Below are 17,904 nucleotides of genomic sequence, written 5' to 3'. Positions count from 1 at the left end.
TGGCATTTTCGTGCTGCCGGTGACAAGCCGATATCCGCGGAAGCCCGTGGTCAGCCTATCACGGACGCTTGATTTTAGCGCGCCAATCGCCACTTTCCAGACATCGCCCACCAATGCTTGTTTCGAGCCTTCCACGCCCGCATGGCCCCCAGTTTTTCAGATATCGTCGAGGAAGCGCGCCTGTCGGCGCGGGCGCTGCTGGACTACGGCGACAGCTTTTTCAATCCCACCGTGCGGCTCGGCGTCACAGGCCTGTCGCGCGCCGGCAAGACCGTGTTCATCACGGCATTGATCCACGGCCTGACCCGCGGCGGCAGGTTTCCCATCTTCGAGCCCTATGCCACCGGCCGAATCGCCCGCGCCCGGCTGGAGCCGCAGCCGGACGATGCGGTGCCGCGCTTCGATTATGAGAACCATGTCCGCACCCTGATCGAGGAGCGGTGCTGGCCGAGTTCGACCACGGATATCAGCGAACTGCGCCTCGTCATTGACTACCAGCGGCAGAATGGCGCCGACCGCACGCTTACCATCGACATCGTCGATTACCCCGGCGAGTGGCTGCTGGATCTGCCGCTGCTCAGCAAGAGTTTTGAGCAATGGTCGGCCGAGAGCCTCGCCCTGTCGCGCGAGGGTCCGCGCGCAAAGCTCGCCGCGCCGTGGCACGAGCATCTGAAGACGCTTGATGCAGAGGGCCGCGAGAACGAACAGGCGGCACTCGCCGCGGCGAAATTGTTCACCGATTATTTGCGCGCCTGCCGCGACGAACGTTTTGCAATGAGCCTGCTGCCGCCCGGGCGCTTCCTGATGCCGGGCAATCTCGCAGGCTCGCCGGCGCTGACCTTTACGCCGCTCGATGTCGCGGCCGACGGCAGCGCGCCCGACGGCTCGCTGTGGGCGATGATGCGCCGGCGTTACGAGGCCTACAAGGATGTCGTGGTGCGTCCGTTCTTCCGCGACCATTTTTCCCGCCTCGACCGCCAGATCGTGCTGGTCGATGCGCTCGCAGCCTTCAATGCCGGGCCGGAAGCGCTGCACGATCTCGAAGCCGCGCTGTCGGGCATTCTCGATTGCTTCCGCATCGGCCGCAGCACGATCCTGAGCAGCCTTTTTCGTCCCCGGATCGATCGCATTCTGTTTGCAGCCACCAAGGCCGATCACCTGCACCACCAGAGCCATGACCGGCTGGAAGCTGTGCTGCGGCGGGCGGTCGCCAAGGCGACTGAGCGTGCCGAATATGCGGGGGCTGCCATCGACGTGGTCGCGCTATCGGCGGTGCGCGCCACCCGCGAGGCGCAGGTCGCGCGTGGCCGCGAAAAGCTGCCGTCCATCATCGGCACGCCCGCGCCCGGCGAGAGCGCCAATGGCGAGGCCTTCGATGGCGAGACCGAAGTCGCGACCTTTCCGGGCGACCTGCCTGCGGACCCTGAGGAACTGTTCAACGGCGGCTTTCGCGGCCTTTCCAGCACCGCCTCCGAACACGCCGATTTCCGCTTCCTGCGCTTCCGGCCGCCGCTGCTGGAGCACACGGCCGGCGACGAGCCCGCGCTGCCTCACATCCGCCTTGACCGCGCCCTCCAGTTCCTGATCGGAGACCGACTGCAATGAGCGAGAAGACGCCGCACCGGCGGCCGGCGACGTTCAAGCTCGACGATCCCGGCGTGACCGTGATGGGCCCGGATGAAACCGGACGCCCCGCGCGCGGCACCGTGCACATCACGCCCGAAGCCGATCCTGCCACCCTGCCCGTACCGATCGATGCGCCGCGTGTCCCGGCACGCCGCGGCTTTCGCTGGGGCACGCTGTTCTGGTCTGCCGCCGGCGGGCTGGTGCTGCTCGGTCTCGGACTTGGCATCGTCAACCTGATCGAGGACCTGTTTGCGCGTAGCCAGACATTGGGCTACGTCGCGCTGGCATTCGCGGCCGCCGCGGCGCTGGCGCTGGCGGTTGTGATCGGGCGCGAAGCCTTCGGGCTGGCGCGGCTCGCGGCCATCGAAAAGCTGCACCAGCGCGCCGCTGAGGTGCTGCGCAGCGACGACCGCGCCGAGAGCCGCGCTGTCGTCAACGACCTGCTCAAGCTCGCGCATCAGAACCCGCAACTGGCCCGCGCGCGCGCCACGCTGGTGAGCCATGCCGACGACATCATCGACGGCGCCGACATGATCAAGCTCGCCGAGCGCGAATTGTTGGCGCCGCTGGATGAAGAGGCGCGCCGGCTGGTTTCCACGGCCGCGCAACGCGTCTCGGTGGTGACAGCCGTCAGTCCGCGCGCGCTGATCGACGTGCTGTTTGTGTTCGTCGCCGCGATGCGGCTGATCCGGCAACTGGCGCGGCTTTATGGCGGCCGGCCCGGCACGCTCGGCATGATCAGCCTGCTACGTCATGTCATCGGCCATCTCGCGATCACCGGCGGCATGGCGGTGGGCGACAGCCTGGTGCAGCAGATGCTCGGCCACGGCATCGCCGCAAAACTCTCGCAACGGCTCGGCGAAGGCGTGCTGAACGGCCTGCTCACCGCGCGGCTGGGGTTAGCCGCGATCGACGTGACGCGCCCGCTGCCGTTTACGGCGCTGCCGCGGCCGGCACTCGCCGATCTCGCGAAGGATCTGCTGCGCAAGCGCGACGGGGAGGAGTGAGGTTCGATTCCGCCAGGGACGCCATGTTGCTCGGCAACTGATTGATCGTGCAGGCATCAGCCGCTCGCGGGGTTGACCGGCTTTGCCGCCAACAGCAACGCCGTGTGAGCCCGGTTGAGAGCCGTGGTGTTCAATCAATTTCTCCTGGTTACTGCTTCTGATTGATCAGATGCATATCGCTCAGCGTGTTCGGAAGGCTGCGGATGACGAGATCAACGATCGCTCGACGCAGGTTCTCGTCTCGCTCATCGAAACTCGCGTCGATCACCAGGCTAGGGCCGGGGAGCCGGACGCTCGATGCTTCGTCGAGCGGCCCGGCAGCCAGTTTTTCGATGATGTCGAACGTCTTGCCGTCGACAACTCTGATCTCGTAAAGCGCATGGAGCAGGCGGAATGATTCCAGAACCGTGCTGTAAGTGATCAGGCCCACGCCTTCCACCTTTCGGTTGCCGCCGCCGAAATAGGCTTTGGCCTTGGTGATGACGATGTAGGCGTCGAGCCCTTGCGGGGACACTTCGGTCTGAACGAGCTTCTTGAACCGATCGCCGCGAACGAGATTGACGGCGGTAATCGCCGATTCCTGGGTCGTCGCGAAGCTGGCGCGCGGATAGGTGACCGGCTGCACCTGGAAGCGGATGCTCAGCGCCTCCGCCACCTGCTGCGCGATCAGGTCGTCGAGACCCCAGGAGGCGGTCGGCACGGTTCGAGGGCCGTTGTTGAGACCGGTGAGCCCCGCCTTTGCAAAAGTGAATTGATCGCCGATCGCCGAAACGATGCCGACGGTCTTGACCGGCTTGAGCTTTGCGTCCCGGGTCTCGAACAATGCATGAGCGCCGCTGCTCAGGACAAGAAGGATGGCCATCGGGATACAAAGGAGGATGATGACCATCGCGGTCCAAGCGTATCGACTGGTGGTGCGCATCGCGTTCCCTACCGGATCTTGAAGTCGAAGGAGTAGGACGCGCCGATGCCGACCGTCGTCTGGTTCACCGACCCGCGCGCGGTCACGAGCGGGCTTTTTGCCGCGTCGCCGAGCAGCCGATCGTATTCGACATAGGAATGCACTTCCCATTGCGGATTGATCCGATACTTCACCTGTGCGCCCACGCCGACCGAGTGTGCACCGCCCTTGGCGTCGAACACCGGAAGCCCCGTCGCCATCGCTTGAACGGCGTCGACGCTGAAATAGGGCGCGACGGCCTTCGCGCTTTCCCATGTGAAGCGCGGGCCGGCCGAAATAGTGATCGCCCGCGTCACCGGCACGATGAAATCCGCCGAGAAGTCGGAGACGACGCCCTGATGGCCGCCAAAGCCCTGGCGGGTCTCGTTGCGCACGCGAAACCAGTCGACAGGAAAATATTCGATGAAGCCGCCGAGCTCGAACGCACTCTTGACGTCGCCGAGACCGTAGAGCTCGGAATGGCTGCTTGCCTTTCGCGACGACACGAACTTGCCCGCAGGGCCCGCGCGCAGATCGCCGAAATCGATCAGTGCGATGCTTATGTTGTCGCGCGGGCTGCGAAACTGATCTACCGAACCGGCGCGCCGGATGGAGAAGATCGGGACCGGGCTGAACAAGCTGTGGTTTGCTCCTACAAAGTCCGGCCTGTACCGCCCCTCCGCGCCGATCATGACGGTCCAGTTGCCGGACACCGGCGGCAGTAACGGCAGCTCAAAAGGGGGCGCCGGCAAGGTGAATGCAGTCTGGGCTGATGCGCGGTCGAAGACGGCCACCGTCGCGCTGAGGGCTGCGAGCGTTGTAGTGAAAAAAATTCGGTGCGCGCCGCTTGTGGGAAAGCGGCGGGTGGCTTCGATGGCATGCTTCATTAAAGGGGCCTCTGATCGCGGGCCTCTTTGTCAGGGCCAGCTGGTGTGGATTCGAGCCCGCTCCAAATCGCTGGCCAACATTGCCCCAAGATTGCCGCCCGCGACGTCCAACGATGACGAAATCGAGCAGCAGACAAACATTGCCTGAACATTGCCTAAGCCGAACGTTTTTCTGTATGCAGGACCGGGTGATATGCCCAATCTGCCCGTAGCTTGTCTTCGCCAGTCCGCCTGCCGTAAGAGACAGTGCCCGCCTGGCCCGAAGCGCCACAATCGGGCCAAAGAGGGAGTGTCACGATCCCTGGTTTTATTGGCCGCCTGCTGCAAGGAAGACCATTGTGCGCTCTCTCGTGATCGAAGACGAACCGCAGATCGGCGCCTATCTCAGTCGCTTGCTGACGCAACTACACGGTGTGGTCGATACGGTCGAATCGATTTCGGACGCGTGGCACGCGCTGAAAAACTTCAAATACGATCTGGCGATCGTCGACCGCATGCTGCCCGATGGGGACGCACTTGCGATCGTCACGGCGTTAAGCCAGTTGCCGGAACGGCCGGCTATCATCATGCTGACGGCAAAGGATACCAAGGAAGACATGATCGAAGGCCTCAACGGCGGAGCGGATGATTATCTTAGCAAGCCGTTCGAGCCGGATGAATTCATCGCCCGCGTGCGCGCCGTGCTGCGGCGGCCGCGGCTCCTCGTTCAGCCGGTGTTGTCGTTCGGAAACGTGGAGCTGCACCTCGGCAGCAACGACGCCATCGTGGCCGACAAAAAGGTCTTGTTGCGGCGGCGCGAAGCCCTGATCCTTGGCGCATTGTTGATGCGCCGCGACCGCGTCGTCACCCGCGCTGCCTTGATCGAGGAGATCTATGGCTTCGATGACGAGATCGAATCCAACACGCTGGAGGCGCAGGTCTCGCGGCTTCGCAAGAAGCTGTACGAGCTTGGCGGAAATGTCGAGATCCGCAGCATGCGCGGCATCGGCTATGTGCTCCGAATGGCGCAGAGCCGATGAAGTCGATTGCCCGGACGTTTGCGCTTTCGCTCGGCCTCGCTGCAACGGCCATCTTCCTCGCCATGATCACCATTACTGTCTGGCAGTCCCAGTTACGCGAATACGAGCCGGTCGTGTGCCGCGTTGCTGCAGGCATTCTATACGACGCCGCGGTCGTCGATCCTGGCCGCGCGCTGACCATCCAGTCCACGCGCCGTGTCAAGGAGCTGCAATCCTTCAGCCCAAACCTGTGGTACGTCGTGTCCTACGAGAAGTTGATCACCGAGTTCGGGGGTGAGCACAGGCCGGCCCTGCCGTTCTCGCTTCCCTATAGCGGGCCGATCGGTTTCTCGGTCCTCAATACGCTGGACCAGAACTCTACGTTCTGCCTGGCCGTCATCCCATGGGGCCCGTCCGATCTGGTGATGATGATCGGCGGGGCGCAAGTCCGCTTCGGCCAGGTTCTGAGGTCGCTCGTTGGTCGCAACATCTTCCCCCTTTCTATTTTGGCCTTCGCCTTCGCGTTGATGGTGATGATCGGCGCGTGGTTGTCGGGGCGTTTCGTGGCGCGTGGCATCGATCGCGTGACGCGACGCGCGCTCGCGATCGACCCGGCGGCGCCGCCGGGATCGATTTCGCTTGATGAGGTCCCGATCGAGCTCAAGCCTTTGGTCGAGGCGCTGAACCGCGCCTTCGACGAGATCAACACCTACATCAAGATGCAGCGCCGTTTCCTCGGCAATGCAGCCCATCAGCTGCGGACGCCGCTGACGCTGCTGCGTGCCAGGATCGAGGATGTGGCCGAACCCCAATTGAAGATCGCGCTTGTGCGCGATGTGCGTCGCCTGACGTCGCTGGTCTCGGCCATGCTGGACCTGGCGCGGCTGCAAAATCATGCGATTGAAAAACGGCCGATTGACCTTGCGATCGTGACGCTGGACGTGCTTGCCGATTTCAGCCCGTCGGCGCTGGATGCGGGGATCGAATTATCACTGGAGCAGGCCGAGGAGGATGCCGCGGTCGTGCAGGGTGTGGAGGCTGCCATCCGCAGCGCCTTGGCCAATCTAGTCGGCAATGCGTTGATCCACGCGGAGGGCGCCAAGCGCATCACGGCGATGCTCGGCCGCGGTAGCGTGTCGATCCGCGATGACGGAGCCGGAATCTCTCCGGGGGATGAGCGCAAGTTCATCGAGCCCTTTCAGACCGGCAACGCCGCAGAAGACGGCGCAGGGCTCGGCCTCTCGATCGTCCAGGAGATCATGGCGGCTCATGGCGGGGAGTTCATCATCACCTCCACCCCGGGCGGAGGGACGACCGCTAGCTTGCGCTTTCCGGAAGCGACGGCTGGAACGCCCGAGTGAAACCAGATCCGTCAGTGTAGCGACGGCCTGATTCACCCGAGCTAATGGTTTGGGAGCAGTGGTGGACAGCTACTTGTCCTTAGGTTTGGTTCACGCATTGCTGCCTCCTCTACTCTTTGAGAACAGCCCCATCGTTAGTTAAGCAGTGTAGGACGATCGGCGGATTTGCAAGTGTGAAGGGGTTCACGTTTCCGTACGCCACTCGATGTCAGATTTGCGTCATAAGCCGCAGCGGAGACGCGCCGCTATGGGCTCTCGTAGGATGGGCAAAGGCGCACTTGCGCCGTGCCCACCATCCATCGCCGAGCGCGCGCCTTGATGGTGGGCACGCTATCGCTTTGCCCACCCTACAGACCAAGAACCCTCGTTTGCCAACTTCTTTCATCGCCCCTTCAATGCATCACCAATGCGATGCCGAGGCGCGACGTATCGGCAGCGGAAGCGATGCTTGATCCGCCGGTAAGCACTCTCGCTGACGAGAAGCTGGTATCATATTCCTTGTTCAATCCGTGGTCGGAGCGGCCGGCGACATCGAAATGCCTCTCAGCGTCAATTCATCTTCTCGAAGTTGCCGGGCTTCCAGCTGTAGCTCACAGCAGCCTCTTCCGGGCCGTACAGGCGCAAGATTGCGAAGAACCCTCGTCCCGGTGCGGTCGCAAGCCAGTTCGCTTGCTTGCCGGTGGGAGACTTCGGACCGATGTAGAGGTCCGTCGTGCCGTCGGCGTTCTGCACCGGCTTGTCACGCGATCCCAATGAAGGGAAGCGCCGCGCTTCGGTCGCCAGGCCTGAAGCGTTTTCTGCTTCGTAGAGGGTGAGCGACCAGAACAGCGCGACAGGAACATTGGGCGGCAGCGTCACTTTGTACGAGGAATCGCCCGACAGCGGCTTGTCGTCAGCGTCGTCGAAGGCGATCACGTAGAATGCGCCTTTGCCGGGCGTTAATGACACCATTCCGGGGCTGATCGAATAGTAATCGGTGAACATCCAGACGCGCGGTTCGATCTCGGCAAAGCCTGCCCTCTTGTTGCGCCAGGACAAATCAAGTGTCTTCTCGGAACCGGGCTCGCTGACATTGTTGATCGGATTGACCCACTTGCTGTCCTTCCAGACTTTGAGGTCCCGGCCGCCGATTTCGGTTTTTCTGCCGATCACGCGGCTTGTCTTGTAAGCCGTTTTCGCTGCGGCATTCAGGATCGTCTTCGTGTCGACATCGGGCTCGAACGGGCGGCCCTTGATAATGCCGATATTGGCGAGAAGGCCCAGACCATCTTCACCCGCCAAATTCTCACCCTCGCGATCCAGCAGCCATTTGAGTTGTTCGAAGGCTGCGATATCAGAGCGCGGCAACATGTTTGCCGCCACGCCCGAGGCGTTCGGAAACTTCATCGGCTTGCGTTCGGTCTCGGGAAGATTCAGCGGATAAACCTTCGCCTCCTCCATAAGCTTGACCGCGGGCGAAAGATCCTTCGGATCCTGGTAGAAGGCGCGGAGGAAGATGAAGAGGTTGTTCGTGCCGGAGCGATAGACATAGTACCCCTTCGGCACATCGCCTTTATAGCCCGGCGGCAGAACGAGGAACTTGCCGCCCTTGCCGGCGTCCGGACCCGGCAAGCCGACGTCGCCGAAGAACTTGCCCCCGTCGACCGGGATCGGCCGCTGCCAGAAATCGAGCAGAATGCCCTGGAGATTGGGTGGCGCCTCGAACACGATCGGCCCGGTCTCGCCCATGTCCACATAGCTCATGGCGTAGATCACGTCCGAGTTGGGCGTAGTTACCATTGTTTTGGTGTCCAACCGCTCCTTCCAGATCGGAAGGACGTTGTAACCCGCGCCAAACACCTTCTCGGAGCCGAACTTCATGCCGAGTGTGTTGATGAGCGGCATCGCCCATAGATACGCCTGCGTGGCTTGTTGGAATTCAAGCTCCTGCATCAGCGTCTTCGCCGTCTCCGGCGTTGGACGGTTCTGTTCGAACGGCAGGTTGGCAAGGGCGTCGAAGCGGCTGGATTGGCCGTAAGCCATTCCGCTCACAATGATTGCGCTGACTAGGGCGGAAACGGACAGGAAACGTGCGTGGGATCGCTTCATTTTGCATATCTCCAAGCCATTATACTTGACGTGAAACTTGCGAACCGCTCGAGAATTAGCCAGCAAGGACACGCGCCGCGGCGGATGGCGCGTTGCTTCGTGCGTCACTTCACCTGCTTGCCTGACCGGCCTACCGTGCTTTCCGATCCGATCTTCTGGAAGTCGGATAATGCCCATGACTTGTCGAAGAAGGCTTCGGTCGGGCCGTAGAAGCGGAAGTAGGTGAACCACCCCTTGCCCGGTTCGGTCTGCACCCAGTTCGCCTCCTTGCCTTTCGGGGCCTTGGGGCCGAAGTAGACGTCCACCGAGCCATCCTGGTTCTTCACAAGGTCTTCTTTGCGGGAGGAAAGATCTGGACGTCCTTGTTCGGTAACGACCATCTGCCGCGTACCTTCGTCATAGGCGGTGACGGACCAGAACCCCTTGGCTGGAGGATTGGCCGGAATGTGCAGCTTGTATGTGTTGCCGCCGCTGAGCCAGTTGCTGTCGCGATCCTTGTAGGCCGCGATATAGCGTTGCCCAACGCCGGGCGTCTGGGTCAGCATGGCCTTTGAGATCACGACAGCCTCGTAGAACCAGGCGGCACGCTCATCGAGTTGATCGTAGTTGGGGGCGCGTTGATCGACGGATACGACGAGCGCGTGCTTCCAATTGGTGCCCGGCCAGAAAGCAGGTTCCACGCGCTTGTCGGATGTGTTCGCTTTGGCCATCGCTTCGCCCACGACCACGGCCTCTTCGAGGATTTTTTTCTGGCGTGCACCCGGATTGAACGGTTTGCCCTTTTCGATACCCAGGAAGCGAAGCTGGGCCAGGATCAGGCGGTCCCGCTCCATGACCGGCTCGCTCTGAACGACCTTGTTGAGGCTGTCCCAGTAGGCCATCCCGCGCGGCGGCATCTGACTCCACTTTTTGTCGCCTGCATGGCGAACGGGCATCACCTCGCCGGTGCCGGTCGGAGACCACTTGTATGTCTTGATGCCGGGAATGAGCTCTCGAATCGCCTTTTCCTTGTCAGCATCAAGAAGTCTGACGCCCGCCAGCACCGTCCGGCCCGGCGACTGGACGACGTAGTAGCCTTCAGGCTTCACCATCTCGTGCCCAGGCGGAAGGATCAGATATTTCCCGCCCTTGCCTTGATCAGGACCGACCACGCCAAGGTCCGCCAGGACACGCTGCCACGCATCCAGGATCATGCCGGCCATCAGGCCGGGCGGGAGCTCAACCACCATGGGGCCGCTCTCCTGTAGATCGACGAAGGTTGCAATGTACGGCGTCGTGTAGTTCGGCGTCAGGATGCCCAGCTTCTCAGCGAAGTCGAGATACGACAGCATCTCGCCGCTCTTCGCCTTGAAAACATCGCGATGGGCAAGACGCCATTCAGCAAGCCCGACTGCTGGGATCCCCCAGATGTACGCTTGGGTCGCCCGCTGGAAGTCCATCTCGTCGTAGAGCTTTTGGACCGTTTCCTTTGACGGATAGCCGCTCTCGAACGTGAGCTTGCCGATGCGGGTATCGAGCGTTTCTTGCGCTAATGTGGGCACAACTCCGCAGAAGGATGAGATCAGCAGAGCAGATGTCAGGGCTGAGCTTCGAATTTTCATTTTTCTTTCTCCTTGAACCGAGACACTCACCACACAGCGAATCCGATGTGGCTTGTGGATGTATCGGCTGGCTGCGCATGACGCGCGGCCGGGCAATAGCGACAACAGTAGTTCGGCGCGCACAGATGCGAGCCGTCCTTGATCACCTGCGGGGAATAACAATGTCGGGTTGATATGGTTCAACACCGCCAACCAGGACGATTTTGCGAAAATGCAACAGGCTTTCGTCGCATCGGCCTCGTGCTTTACGACCACCAGTCCGAGGGTCTACTCGGATGGCAACTTCGGGCGAGCCTTCCGTGTCGCGATGACAGGTTTGAGATTGGCTGGCGTCTGTGAGACAACCAATGATGGCGCGCTTGGGACTGACAATGCCCAGCAACAGATGCTGGCAGACTTTCATCCGCTTTTTGCATCCAGATTTTGTTTAACCGGATTTGAGCCAGCCGGGCGCAAAACTCACCCGCGCGCTGTGGCGCAATAGCCGAGCGCGCGTCTTGATGGCGGGCACGCTTCCGCCTTCGCTCGTTGAGCTACGGCGAGACAAGTCGCTTTGCTCACCCTACGGACTGACCAAGTGGCGATCGGGGCAAGCGTTCAAGACCGCCGCGATCACGCATTATTCGTGTCGCGCTGCAGGAACTCCGGCATCTGCTGACGCAGCTCGCGCGGGGGCGGCCGCTCGGACGGGTCGCGGCCTATCTTGGATTTCAACTCCATCAGATCGGTGAAGACGTCGGCCTGGCGGCGCAATTCGTCGGCAATCAACGGCGGCTGGCACGAAATCGTCGAAACGACGGTCACCCGGACCCCGCGACGCTGCAACGCTTCGACCAGGGAGCGGAAATCGCCATCGCCGGAGAACAGCACGATCTGGTCGACGTGTTCTGCGAGCTCCAGGGCATCGACTGCGAGTTCGATATCCATGTTGCCCCTCACCTTGCGGCGGCCGGTAGCGTCGATGTATTCCTTGGTCGCCTTGGTGACCACGGTGTAGCCATTGTAACCGAGCCAGTCGATCAAGGGCCGGATCGACGAATATTCCTGATCCTCAATGATCGCGGTGTAGTAGATCGCACGGAACAACGTGCCTCTGCTCTGGAATTCCTTGAGCAGCCGCTTGTAATCGATATCGAAGCCAAGCGTTTTGGCGGTCGCATAGAGATTGGCGCCATCGATCAGGACCGCAATCTTGCCGAGGGAGGATGACATTCCGCAATGACCCCAAAATTGGATAGCAGGAAAACGACGTCACTTCAGGTTACTGTCTGGATGCGCGGCACACCAAATTCGCCTGCGGGCATCTCTGGCCGCACTCACCGTCAACTCGCAGAAAAGAGCAGGACTCGTCGCCATGGACAGCTCAAATATTGTTGCTGTACTCGATCGCTTTGGTCGTGAAATTTTCCTGCGGCAGCCGAACCCGATGGCTTAGACGATAAGGCGCGCGGCATAGGCGCTCAATTGTCCGTTGGTTAACGGCGCAGATACGAACGGATGCAGCACCTATACGAAGGTTTGTGGTGGTTACGGCGGCCTGCGAACTGATTTGCTTTGCGCGCAAGCACAATTTCATTTGCTGGCCCGCGACAAACTGGCACGACGGGCAAATCACCCAAAACCTGTCCAGCCCTTGGCGCAAAAATATTCCGCTTTCGTTCTCACCCAAATCAACTCCATAACTCCGCCCGTCTCACCCGATTGAGGGGCGTTGGCCATCGTCACGAACGCGCGGTGAGATGCGATGGACGCGAGAGCTGCGACTGACGTGTGTGGCTTGAGCGTACGGCGAAGTCGTGTGGTCCGGACGCCGCGGTGCTGGCGTTAAGTTCGCGAGAGGCACGCCTCTCACGGGCGACGGTGGCAAAAGAGCCGTTCACCGGGGAGAGCACGAAGTAAGCCGTAAAGCCATTGCGCAGGGAAGGCCGGAGTGTTCCCGCTGCCCTGTATGCTCGTGTGCACTTTTGTTTGTGCAAATCGCACGCGAGACCGCGGGTGCAGCAAGCACCCGGTCTTCCCTGCGCCCTCTGACAAGAGGGCGGGAAGTTGATAGCAAACCTCGGACGCAATGCGCCGCGAGACCGCGAAGTCATGTTGTAGGATGGGTGGAGCGAAGCGATACCCATCAAGGACCGGTGCACGTGATGATGGGTATCGCTTCGCTCCACCCATCCTACGAGATCTCATCCGGGCTACGAAGCGGCGTCGAGCCCGACAACTGCCGCCAGCACGCGCCAGCGGAACAGCGGCGAATCCACCGGCGGCGACAGCTCCGGCGTCCAGCCCGTCAATTTTTCCAGGGCGTAGGTATCCATCACCGTCCTGCGCCAGACGCGCTCGACCCGCGCCAGCGGCTGCCGTTGCGCGGTCGTGAAGTCCCACAGCGGCAGGCGGTTGTCCGGCTCGCGCGCGACATAGAGGCCGGGATGATCCTTGATCACCTTCATGCCAGGATCGCCAAAGCCCTGGAACCGGCCGCGCTCGTTGATCTGGATGACGGGCACCTGTCCGTTGAAATGCCAGCGCAGCATCGCGTAGGTGCGATAATCCGACGTTGCGATCCAGGTCGCGCCGGTCGCTCGCAACTGTTCGCGCGCGCGCGCCGCGACCTGTTCATAGCCGGCCTCGCCGCCCACCGGATCGGTCCTGCCGATCAGATTCCACGGCGCTGCAACGTAGTAGAAGAACACGCCGACCACGAAGGCGATGCCGGAGATCACGGCCACCCTCGCCCACCAGAATGTCGATTTCACGATCCGGTCCGAAAAACCCTCGCGCGGCAGCATGACGAGATTGATGGCGGTCGCGGCAAAGCCGGCGGGCCACATGAACATCGGCCAGGTGTCGCCGACGCGGAGCGTCAACGACTTCCAGAGAAAATAGAGGAAGGGCACCAGTACGGCGGTCGACAGCAGGATCGCGACCGGCTCGCGGCTGCGATAGCCGCGCCAGGCGGTCAGCGTCACGCCGGACAGCACCACTGGCAACAGCACGAAGCCGACGAGGCCGAATTGCAGCCCGATGAATTCGCCGACGGTGCGGAGCGACAATGGATGGGTCGCGACCGCGCGGACGAACTGGAAGCGGAACGACGCCCAATCGTGCTCTGCATTCCAGATCAGCACCGGCAGAAACACAATCGCCGCAATCAGCGCCGCCAGCCACGGCCAGGGGCTGAGCAGCCAGCGCCGCCGCCAGTCCGGCACCAGCGCGAACGCGATGACCGCCGGCAGCAGCAGGATCGCGGTGAACTTGGACAGCATCGCGAGGCCAGCAAAAAGTCCCGCGGCCAGCCACCAGCGCGGATTGCCGCTCTCGTGCAGCCGCACCAGCGACCACAGCATCGCGACCGCACAGGGGATCATCGCGGTGTCGGGCGCGACTTTTGCCATCAACAGCCCGTAATACAGCGCCGCTTCCGGCAACAGCACCGCGAAGATCACGGCGCGCACATCATGCGTCACGCGCCGGACGATGTCGGCGAGCAGCAATTGCGTCAGCAGCATCGCGACGATGCCGCCGAACCGCACGCCGAGACGCGTATCGCCGAAGATCGCGGTGCCGAACCGGATCAGCCAGGCGATGCCGGGCGGATGATCGAGGAAGGAAAGCGCGCTCTCCTTCGACCAGGTCCAGTAATAGGCCTCGTCGGTGCGCAGATCGAGCACGCCGGCATAGACCAGCCGCATCGCCGTCAACGCGGCAATCAGCAACGCCACGGCAAGCCAGGGCGCTGCAAACCATGGCGACGCGGCGGGACTGGTTTTGCTTTTATGGGGCTGGGCTATCGTCACGGCGCTTTCTCCTCGACTGAGCCGGGAGTGTCAACGAGCCATGGCGGAAAATCACTTCCGTCGTCCCTGCGAAAGCATGCTTTCGCTGGGACGACGGTAGGTGGTATTCACCGCTGGAATTAGGCATTAGTATCGCCCAATATTGACCCTTTGGATCGCATGGCCGCCCTATCCCGAGAACAGTTGACGACATACGTTCGCGGCATCAGCCTCCGGCAGGTGCGCCTTGTCAGCGGCGTCGTGCTGTTCGCCTATCTGGTCAGCCATTTTCTCAACCATGCGCTGGGCAACATCTCGCTGGAGGCGCTGGCGAGCGGGGTTTATCTGCACACGGCGTTCTGGCAATTCCTCCCGGTCACGATCCTGTTCTACACCGCGTGCCTGGTGCACACCGCGCTCGGCATTTGGGCGCTCTACGAACGCCGCCAATTCCGCTGGAAGGCGATCGAGCCGCTGCAGCTCGCACTCGGCCTCAGCGTGCCGATGCTGATCATCGCCCATATCATCGGCGTCCGGCTCGGCCAGACGCTGTACGAACATGAAAAGCTCTATCCGCAGGTGCTGTTCCTGTACTGGATCTGGGCGCCATACCGGATCTGGATGATGCTGGCGGTCATGATCATCGCCTGGGTCCATGGCTGCATCGGGCTGTATTTCTGGCTGCGGGTGCGGGCGTTCTACAAACGCGCCGCGCCGTTCCTGCTCGCCGCGGCGGTGCTGGTTCCGACGCTCTCCATGCTGGGTTTCTATCAGAGCGGGCGCATGGTGATCGATAATGACAGCGCTGAATGGCGCGCGGAGACCCAGTCGGTGCGCCAGATCGGCACCCGCGCTGAGGCGCAGGCGCTCGATCGCATCACGGACTTTTTCCTGTTCGGCTATTTCGGCCTGATCGGCGTAGCATTGCTGGCCCGCGGCGCCCGCGCCATCAACGAGCGCCGCCGCGGCATGATCAACCTCTCCTACGGCAACGGCCGGACGGTGCGCGTTCCCAGGGGCCTCAGCGTGCTCGAGGCGAGCCTGCGCAACAACGTTCCCCATGCCAGCGTCTGCGGCGGCCGGGCGCGCTGCTCGACCTGCCGTATCCGCATCATCGGCGATTGCGCCGACCTGCCCAAGCCTTCGCAGCGCGAGGCGTTCGTGCTTGGCCGGGTCGGCACGTCGGATCCTTCCATCCGCCTGGCCTGCCAGTTGCGGCCGCCGTCCGATCTGTCGTTCTTCCAGCTCTTCCTGCCGCACACGATGTCCGCCGACGGCCACGAATCGAATCCAACGCGCATCGGTCAGGAGCGCTATCTCGTCAGCCTGTTTGTGGACATGCGCGGCTCGACCAAGCTCGCCGAAAAGCGTCTGCCGTTCGACACGGTGTTCATCGTCAACCGTTTCCTCGGCGCGGTGTCGCAGGCTGTGATTGAGAGCGGCGGCCGGCCGAACCAGTTCGTCGGCGACGGCATGCTGGCGCTGTTCGGACTGTCGACCACCCGGCAACAAGCCTGCCGCCAGGCGTTGCGTGCGGCGGCGATGATCGCCGCCAATGTCGACGAATTGAATAAATTTCTCGAACATGATCTGCGCGAGCCGATCCGCTTCGGCATCGGCATCAATGGCGGCGAAGTGATCGTCGGCGACATCGGCTATCGCGACCACATGGTGTTCACTGCGCTCGGCGATCCTGTCAATGTCGCGGCGCGGTTGCAGGACATGACCAAGATCCTTGCATGCGAGGTCGTCGTCTCAGACGAAGTTCGCGCAACCGCCGGCCTCGCAGAGGATGCATTGCCGCAGCATGACGTCGAGATTCGCGGACGCAACGAGCCGATGATCGTGCGCACTGTGACTGACGCGCGGAAGCTAACGGCGCTGGTTAACGAAGAGCAAAGCGCCGCAGCCTGAAACCGCTTCATTGATAGCGGTTCGAAGCGTCTGTGATGTTTTTCACACCTGAATAATCGTTCAGAAAATTGTCTGCGAACGAGGCGCCGCGTCCTCGAACCCGCATCTTTGGGGATACGACAGATTGGCGATGGGTAAGACTGAAACTTAAACCCGCGCCAAGACGAAACGTCGACCGCGCACAATTCAAGGAGAACGACCGTGTTTCGCAAATTGACTCTCGCTGCTGTCGCCGCCGCTTCCCTCAGCGCCATGGCGCTGGCGCCCACCACCGCTTCGGCGGGCGGGTTCTGGCCGCATCACCATCACCACCACCACTTCGGCCATGGCCATGGCTTCAGGATCGGCTTCGTCGGTGGCGGCTATGACGGCTGCTACGTGACCCGCCGTGTGCTGACACCCTATGGCTTCCGCTGGCGGACGGTGAACGTCTGCTACTGATCTGGCCGCAGACGTTTCGTTCGGAAGCCCCGGTCGCTCGCGCGGCCGGGGTTCTCCGTATGCGATATGCCAGGCCGGAGCCCCGCCGCCACCTCCTCGCAAGCGGGGGAATGACGTCAGCGCGCAGCGGGTCGAACCGATTGCCCAGTTTTCGAATCACCACTCCCGGCCGCGTCAAATGAGCGCGAAACCGGGAAAACGGCGGAAATCGGGTGCGAATGGGCACTTTTTTGCCGAAACGGCCGGTCCGTTTGCGCTACCCAGTCCGCCCCAACCCGCGTATCCTGATGCCTCGGGCATGCCGGTTAGTGCGGGGACCGGCGGCTCGTTTACTTTTTTTGATTCCGCGGAGACGACGTGAATGGCTAAAGGTACGGTGAAGTGGTTCAATCCAACCAAGGGTTATGGGTTCATCCAACCCTCAAGCGGCGGCAAGGACGTGTTCGTTCATATTTCGGCAGTTGAGAAAGCTGGTCTTTCGACACTCAATGAAGGGCAGACCGTCGAATACGAAGAGATCGCCAATCGGGGCAAGACTTCGGCCGAGAACCTCAAGGTTTAGCGCAAACGCGCGATCGGCAACGGCGCGCTCTCGGACGCAAAATCCGGGAGTAGGGCTTAAAAAACCTCTCAAAACTGTGAGCGTTCGGCGGAGCGGGCACCGCTTCTGCACGTGCGATAGCTAAATCGTGCGCGACAACCGGCCGCTCAATCTTCTGTGACCCATTTCTGGACCGTCATCACGTCGGGTGGCTGCAGATAGCCGCGCGGCCAGAGATCGACGACCCACTCGATCTTGGTAGCGCGATCGACCAGCACCGCCGTGTTGTGCGGTGTCTGCAGCACCAGCGTATTGCCGCGATATTTGGGATCGCCAATCGCGTGATGCTTCAAGAGCCCCCACTCCCGCAGCACCAGCAACAGGCTGGTGGTGTTACGTGTCGTGTCCCAGCAATCGTAATTGTGCTTGTCGTCGAAGTAGCGGAAATCCGCTTTCGCCACGCGCTTGTTGGTGCCGAGGATCGGCCCCATGCGGCGATCGAACCACACCACCACCTTCTGCACCGCGGCGCGCTCGGCCGCGGCCGAGGCGCGCCCCGCCGCCATGATTTGTGTGATCGCGCTGCGGTCGGCGGCCGTGAAATCGAGGATCTCGCGGCGCCGGCAGACGAAGCCGTAGCAGACGGTCATGGATGTGGCCGACGGCGGATAGATCGAAACCGAGCTGTAGAGGTTGGCGACCTCAGCACTCATCTCGATGGCCTTCG

At 62.0% G+C, this 17,904-nt stretch carries 16 protein-coding genes; 8 read left to right on the top strand and 8 right to left on the bottom strand.

What is annotated here, in order from left to right; translation table 11 throughout:
- The first annotated feature begins 141 nt into the window (after positions 1–141).
- Both C7G61_RS29795 and C7G61_RS29790 read left to right on the top strand, forming a co-directional pair.
- Positions 142–1,605 carry a YcjX family GTP-binding protein gene (locus C7G61_RS29795; protein WP_108520510.1) on the top strand — a complete coding sequence of 488 codons (1,464 nt, stop codon included), beginning with the start codon at positions 142–144 and terminating at the stop codon, positions 1,603–1,605.
- Positions 1,602–2,633, top strand: coding sequence for a YcjF family protein (locus C7G61_RS29790; protein WP_108520508.1), 1,032 nt, complete (start codon positions 1,602–1,604; stop codon positions 2,631–2,633). Before C7G61_RS29795 ends, C7G61_RS29790 begins: the two co-directional genes overlap by 4 nt.
- A gap of 148 nt (positions 2,634–2,781) precedes the next feature.
- Here C7G61_RS29790 and C7G61_RS29785 read toward each other — a convergent pair whose 3' ends face one another.
- Both C7G61_RS29785 and C7G61_RS29780 read right to left on the bottom strand, forming a co-directional pair.
- On the bottom strand, positions 2,782–3,555 hold the full coding sequence (locus C7G61_RS29785; protein WP_108520506.1) for a hypothetical protein: 774 nt from the start codon (positions 3,553–3,555) through the stop codon (positions 2,782–2,784).
- 8 nt (positions 3,556–3,563) lie between these two features.
- Entirely contained in the window at positions 3,564–4,211 is a 648-nt protein-coding gene (locus tag C7G61_RS29780; protein WP_244608525.1) for a MipA/OmpV family protein, read from the bottom strand.
- On the opposite strand from C7G61_RS29780, the gene C7G61_RS46195 reads away from it, so the two are divergent.
- From C7G61_RS46195 to C7G61_RS29770, 3 genes are all read left to right on the top strand, one after another.
- Positions 4,183–4,608 (top strand): hypothetical protein, encoded by a 426-nt coding sequence (locus tag C7G61_RS46195; protein ID WP_244608524.1) that lies wholly within the window; start codon positions 4,183–4,185, stop codon positions 4,606–4,608. The genes C7G61_RS29780 and C7G61_RS46195 overlap by 29 nt on opposite strands.
- Before the next feature lie 190 nt (positions 4,609–4,798).
- Positions 4,799–5,479 carry a response regulator transcription factor gene (locus C7G61_RS29775; protein WP_108520502.1) on the top strand — a complete coding sequence of 227 codons (681 nt, stop codon included), beginning with the start codon at positions 4,799–4,801 and terminating at the stop codon, positions 5,477–5,479.
- The gene (locus tag C7G61_RS29770; RefSeq protein ID WP_108520499.1) at positions 5,476–6,819 is read left to right on the top strand and encodes a sensor histidine kinase; all 1,344 of its coding nucleotides are present in this window, start codon (positions 5,476–5,478) and stop codon (positions 6,817–6,819) included. Before C7G61_RS29775 ends, C7G61_RS29770 begins: the two co-directional genes overlap by 4 nt.
- A 549-nt stretch (positions 6,820–7,368) precedes the next feature.
- Here C7G61_RS29770 and C7G61_RS29765 read toward each other — a convergent pair.
- The 5 genes from C7G61_RS29765 to C7G61_RS29735 form a co-directional block, all read right to left on the bottom strand.
- Positions 7,369–8,841, bottom strand: coding sequence for a DUF1254 domain-containing protein (locus C7G61_RS29765; protein WP_244608531.1), 1,473 nt, complete (start codon positions 8,839–8,841; stop codon positions 7,369–7,371).
- Positions 8,842–9,011: 170 nt separating this feature from the next.
- Entirely contained in the window at positions 9,012–10,508 is a 1,497-nt protein-coding gene (locus tag C7G61_RS29760; RefSeq protein ID WP_108520495.1) for a DUF1254 domain-containing protein, read from the bottom strand.
- Positions 10,509–11,120: 612 nt separating this feature from the next.
- Positions 11,121–11,720 (bottom strand): LabA-like NYN domain-containing protein, encoded by a 600-nt coding sequence (locus C7G61_RS29745; RefSeq protein WP_108520491.1) that lies wholly within the window; start codon positions 11,718–11,720, stop codon positions 11,121–11,123.
- A gap of 151 nt (positions 11,721–11,871) precedes the next feature.
- Positions 11,872–12,177: a hypothetical protein gene (locus C7G61_RS44080; protein ID WP_145963706.1), complete on the bottom strand. Its 306-nt coding sequence runs from the start codon at positions 12,175–12,177 to the stop codon at positions 11,872–11,874.
- A 523-nt stretch (positions 12,178–12,700) separates the two neighbouring features.
- Positions 12,701–14,197: a glycosyltransferase family 39 protein gene (locus C7G61_RS29735; protein ID WP_108520546.1), complete on the bottom strand. Its 1,497-nt coding sequence runs from the start codon at positions 14,195–14,197 to the stop codon at positions 12,701–12,703.
- 264 nt (positions 14,198–14,461) lie between these two features.
- Here C7G61_RS29735 and C7G61_RS29730 point away from each other — a divergent pair, with 264 nt between their 5' ends.
- The 3 genes from C7G61_RS29730 to C7G61_RS29720 all read left to right on the top strand — a co-directional run bounded on the left by C7G61_RS29730 (position 14,462) and on the right by C7G61_RS29720 (position 17,198).
- Complete coding sequence (locus C7G61_RS29730; protein ID WP_108520487.1) at positions 14,462–16,195, top strand: adenylate/guanylate cyclase domain-containing protein; 1,734 nt, start codon at positions 14,462–14,464, stop codon at positions 16,193–16,195.
- 201 nt (positions 16,196–16,396) lie between these two features.
- Positions 16,397–16,636, top strand: a complete 240-nt coding sequence (locus C7G61_RS29725) for a hypothetical protein (RefSeq protein WP_108520485.1) — start codon at positions 16,397–16,399, stop codon at positions 16,634–16,636.
- Between the two features lie 361 nt (positions 16,637–16,997).
- On the top strand, positions 16,998–17,198 hold the full coding sequence (locus C7G61_RS29720; RefSeq protein ID WP_028351035.1) for a cold-shock protein: 201 nt from the start codon (positions 16,998–17,000) through the stop codon (positions 17,196–17,198).
- A 146-nt stretch (positions 17,199–17,344) separates the two neighbouring features.
- On the opposite strand, the gene C7G61_RS29715 is transcribed toward C7G61_RS29720, so the two are convergent.
- Positions 17,345–17,890 (bottom strand): hypothetical protein, encoded by a 546-nt coding sequence (locus C7G61_RS29715; RefSeq protein WP_244608530.1) that lies wholly within the window; start codon positions 17,888–17,890, stop codon positions 17,345–17,347.
- Positions 17,891–17,904 lie beyond the last annotated feature (14 nt).

The sequence above is a fragment of the Bradyrhizobium algeriense genome (assembly GCF_003062295.1).
GTDB lineage: Bacteria > Pseudomonadota > Alphaproteobacteria > Rhizobiales > Xanthobacteraceae > Bradyrhizobium > Bradyrhizobium algeriense.
The sequence above is the reverse complement of the archived record's forward strand: the minus strand, read 5'-3'. Positions and strand labels throughout refer to the sequence as shown.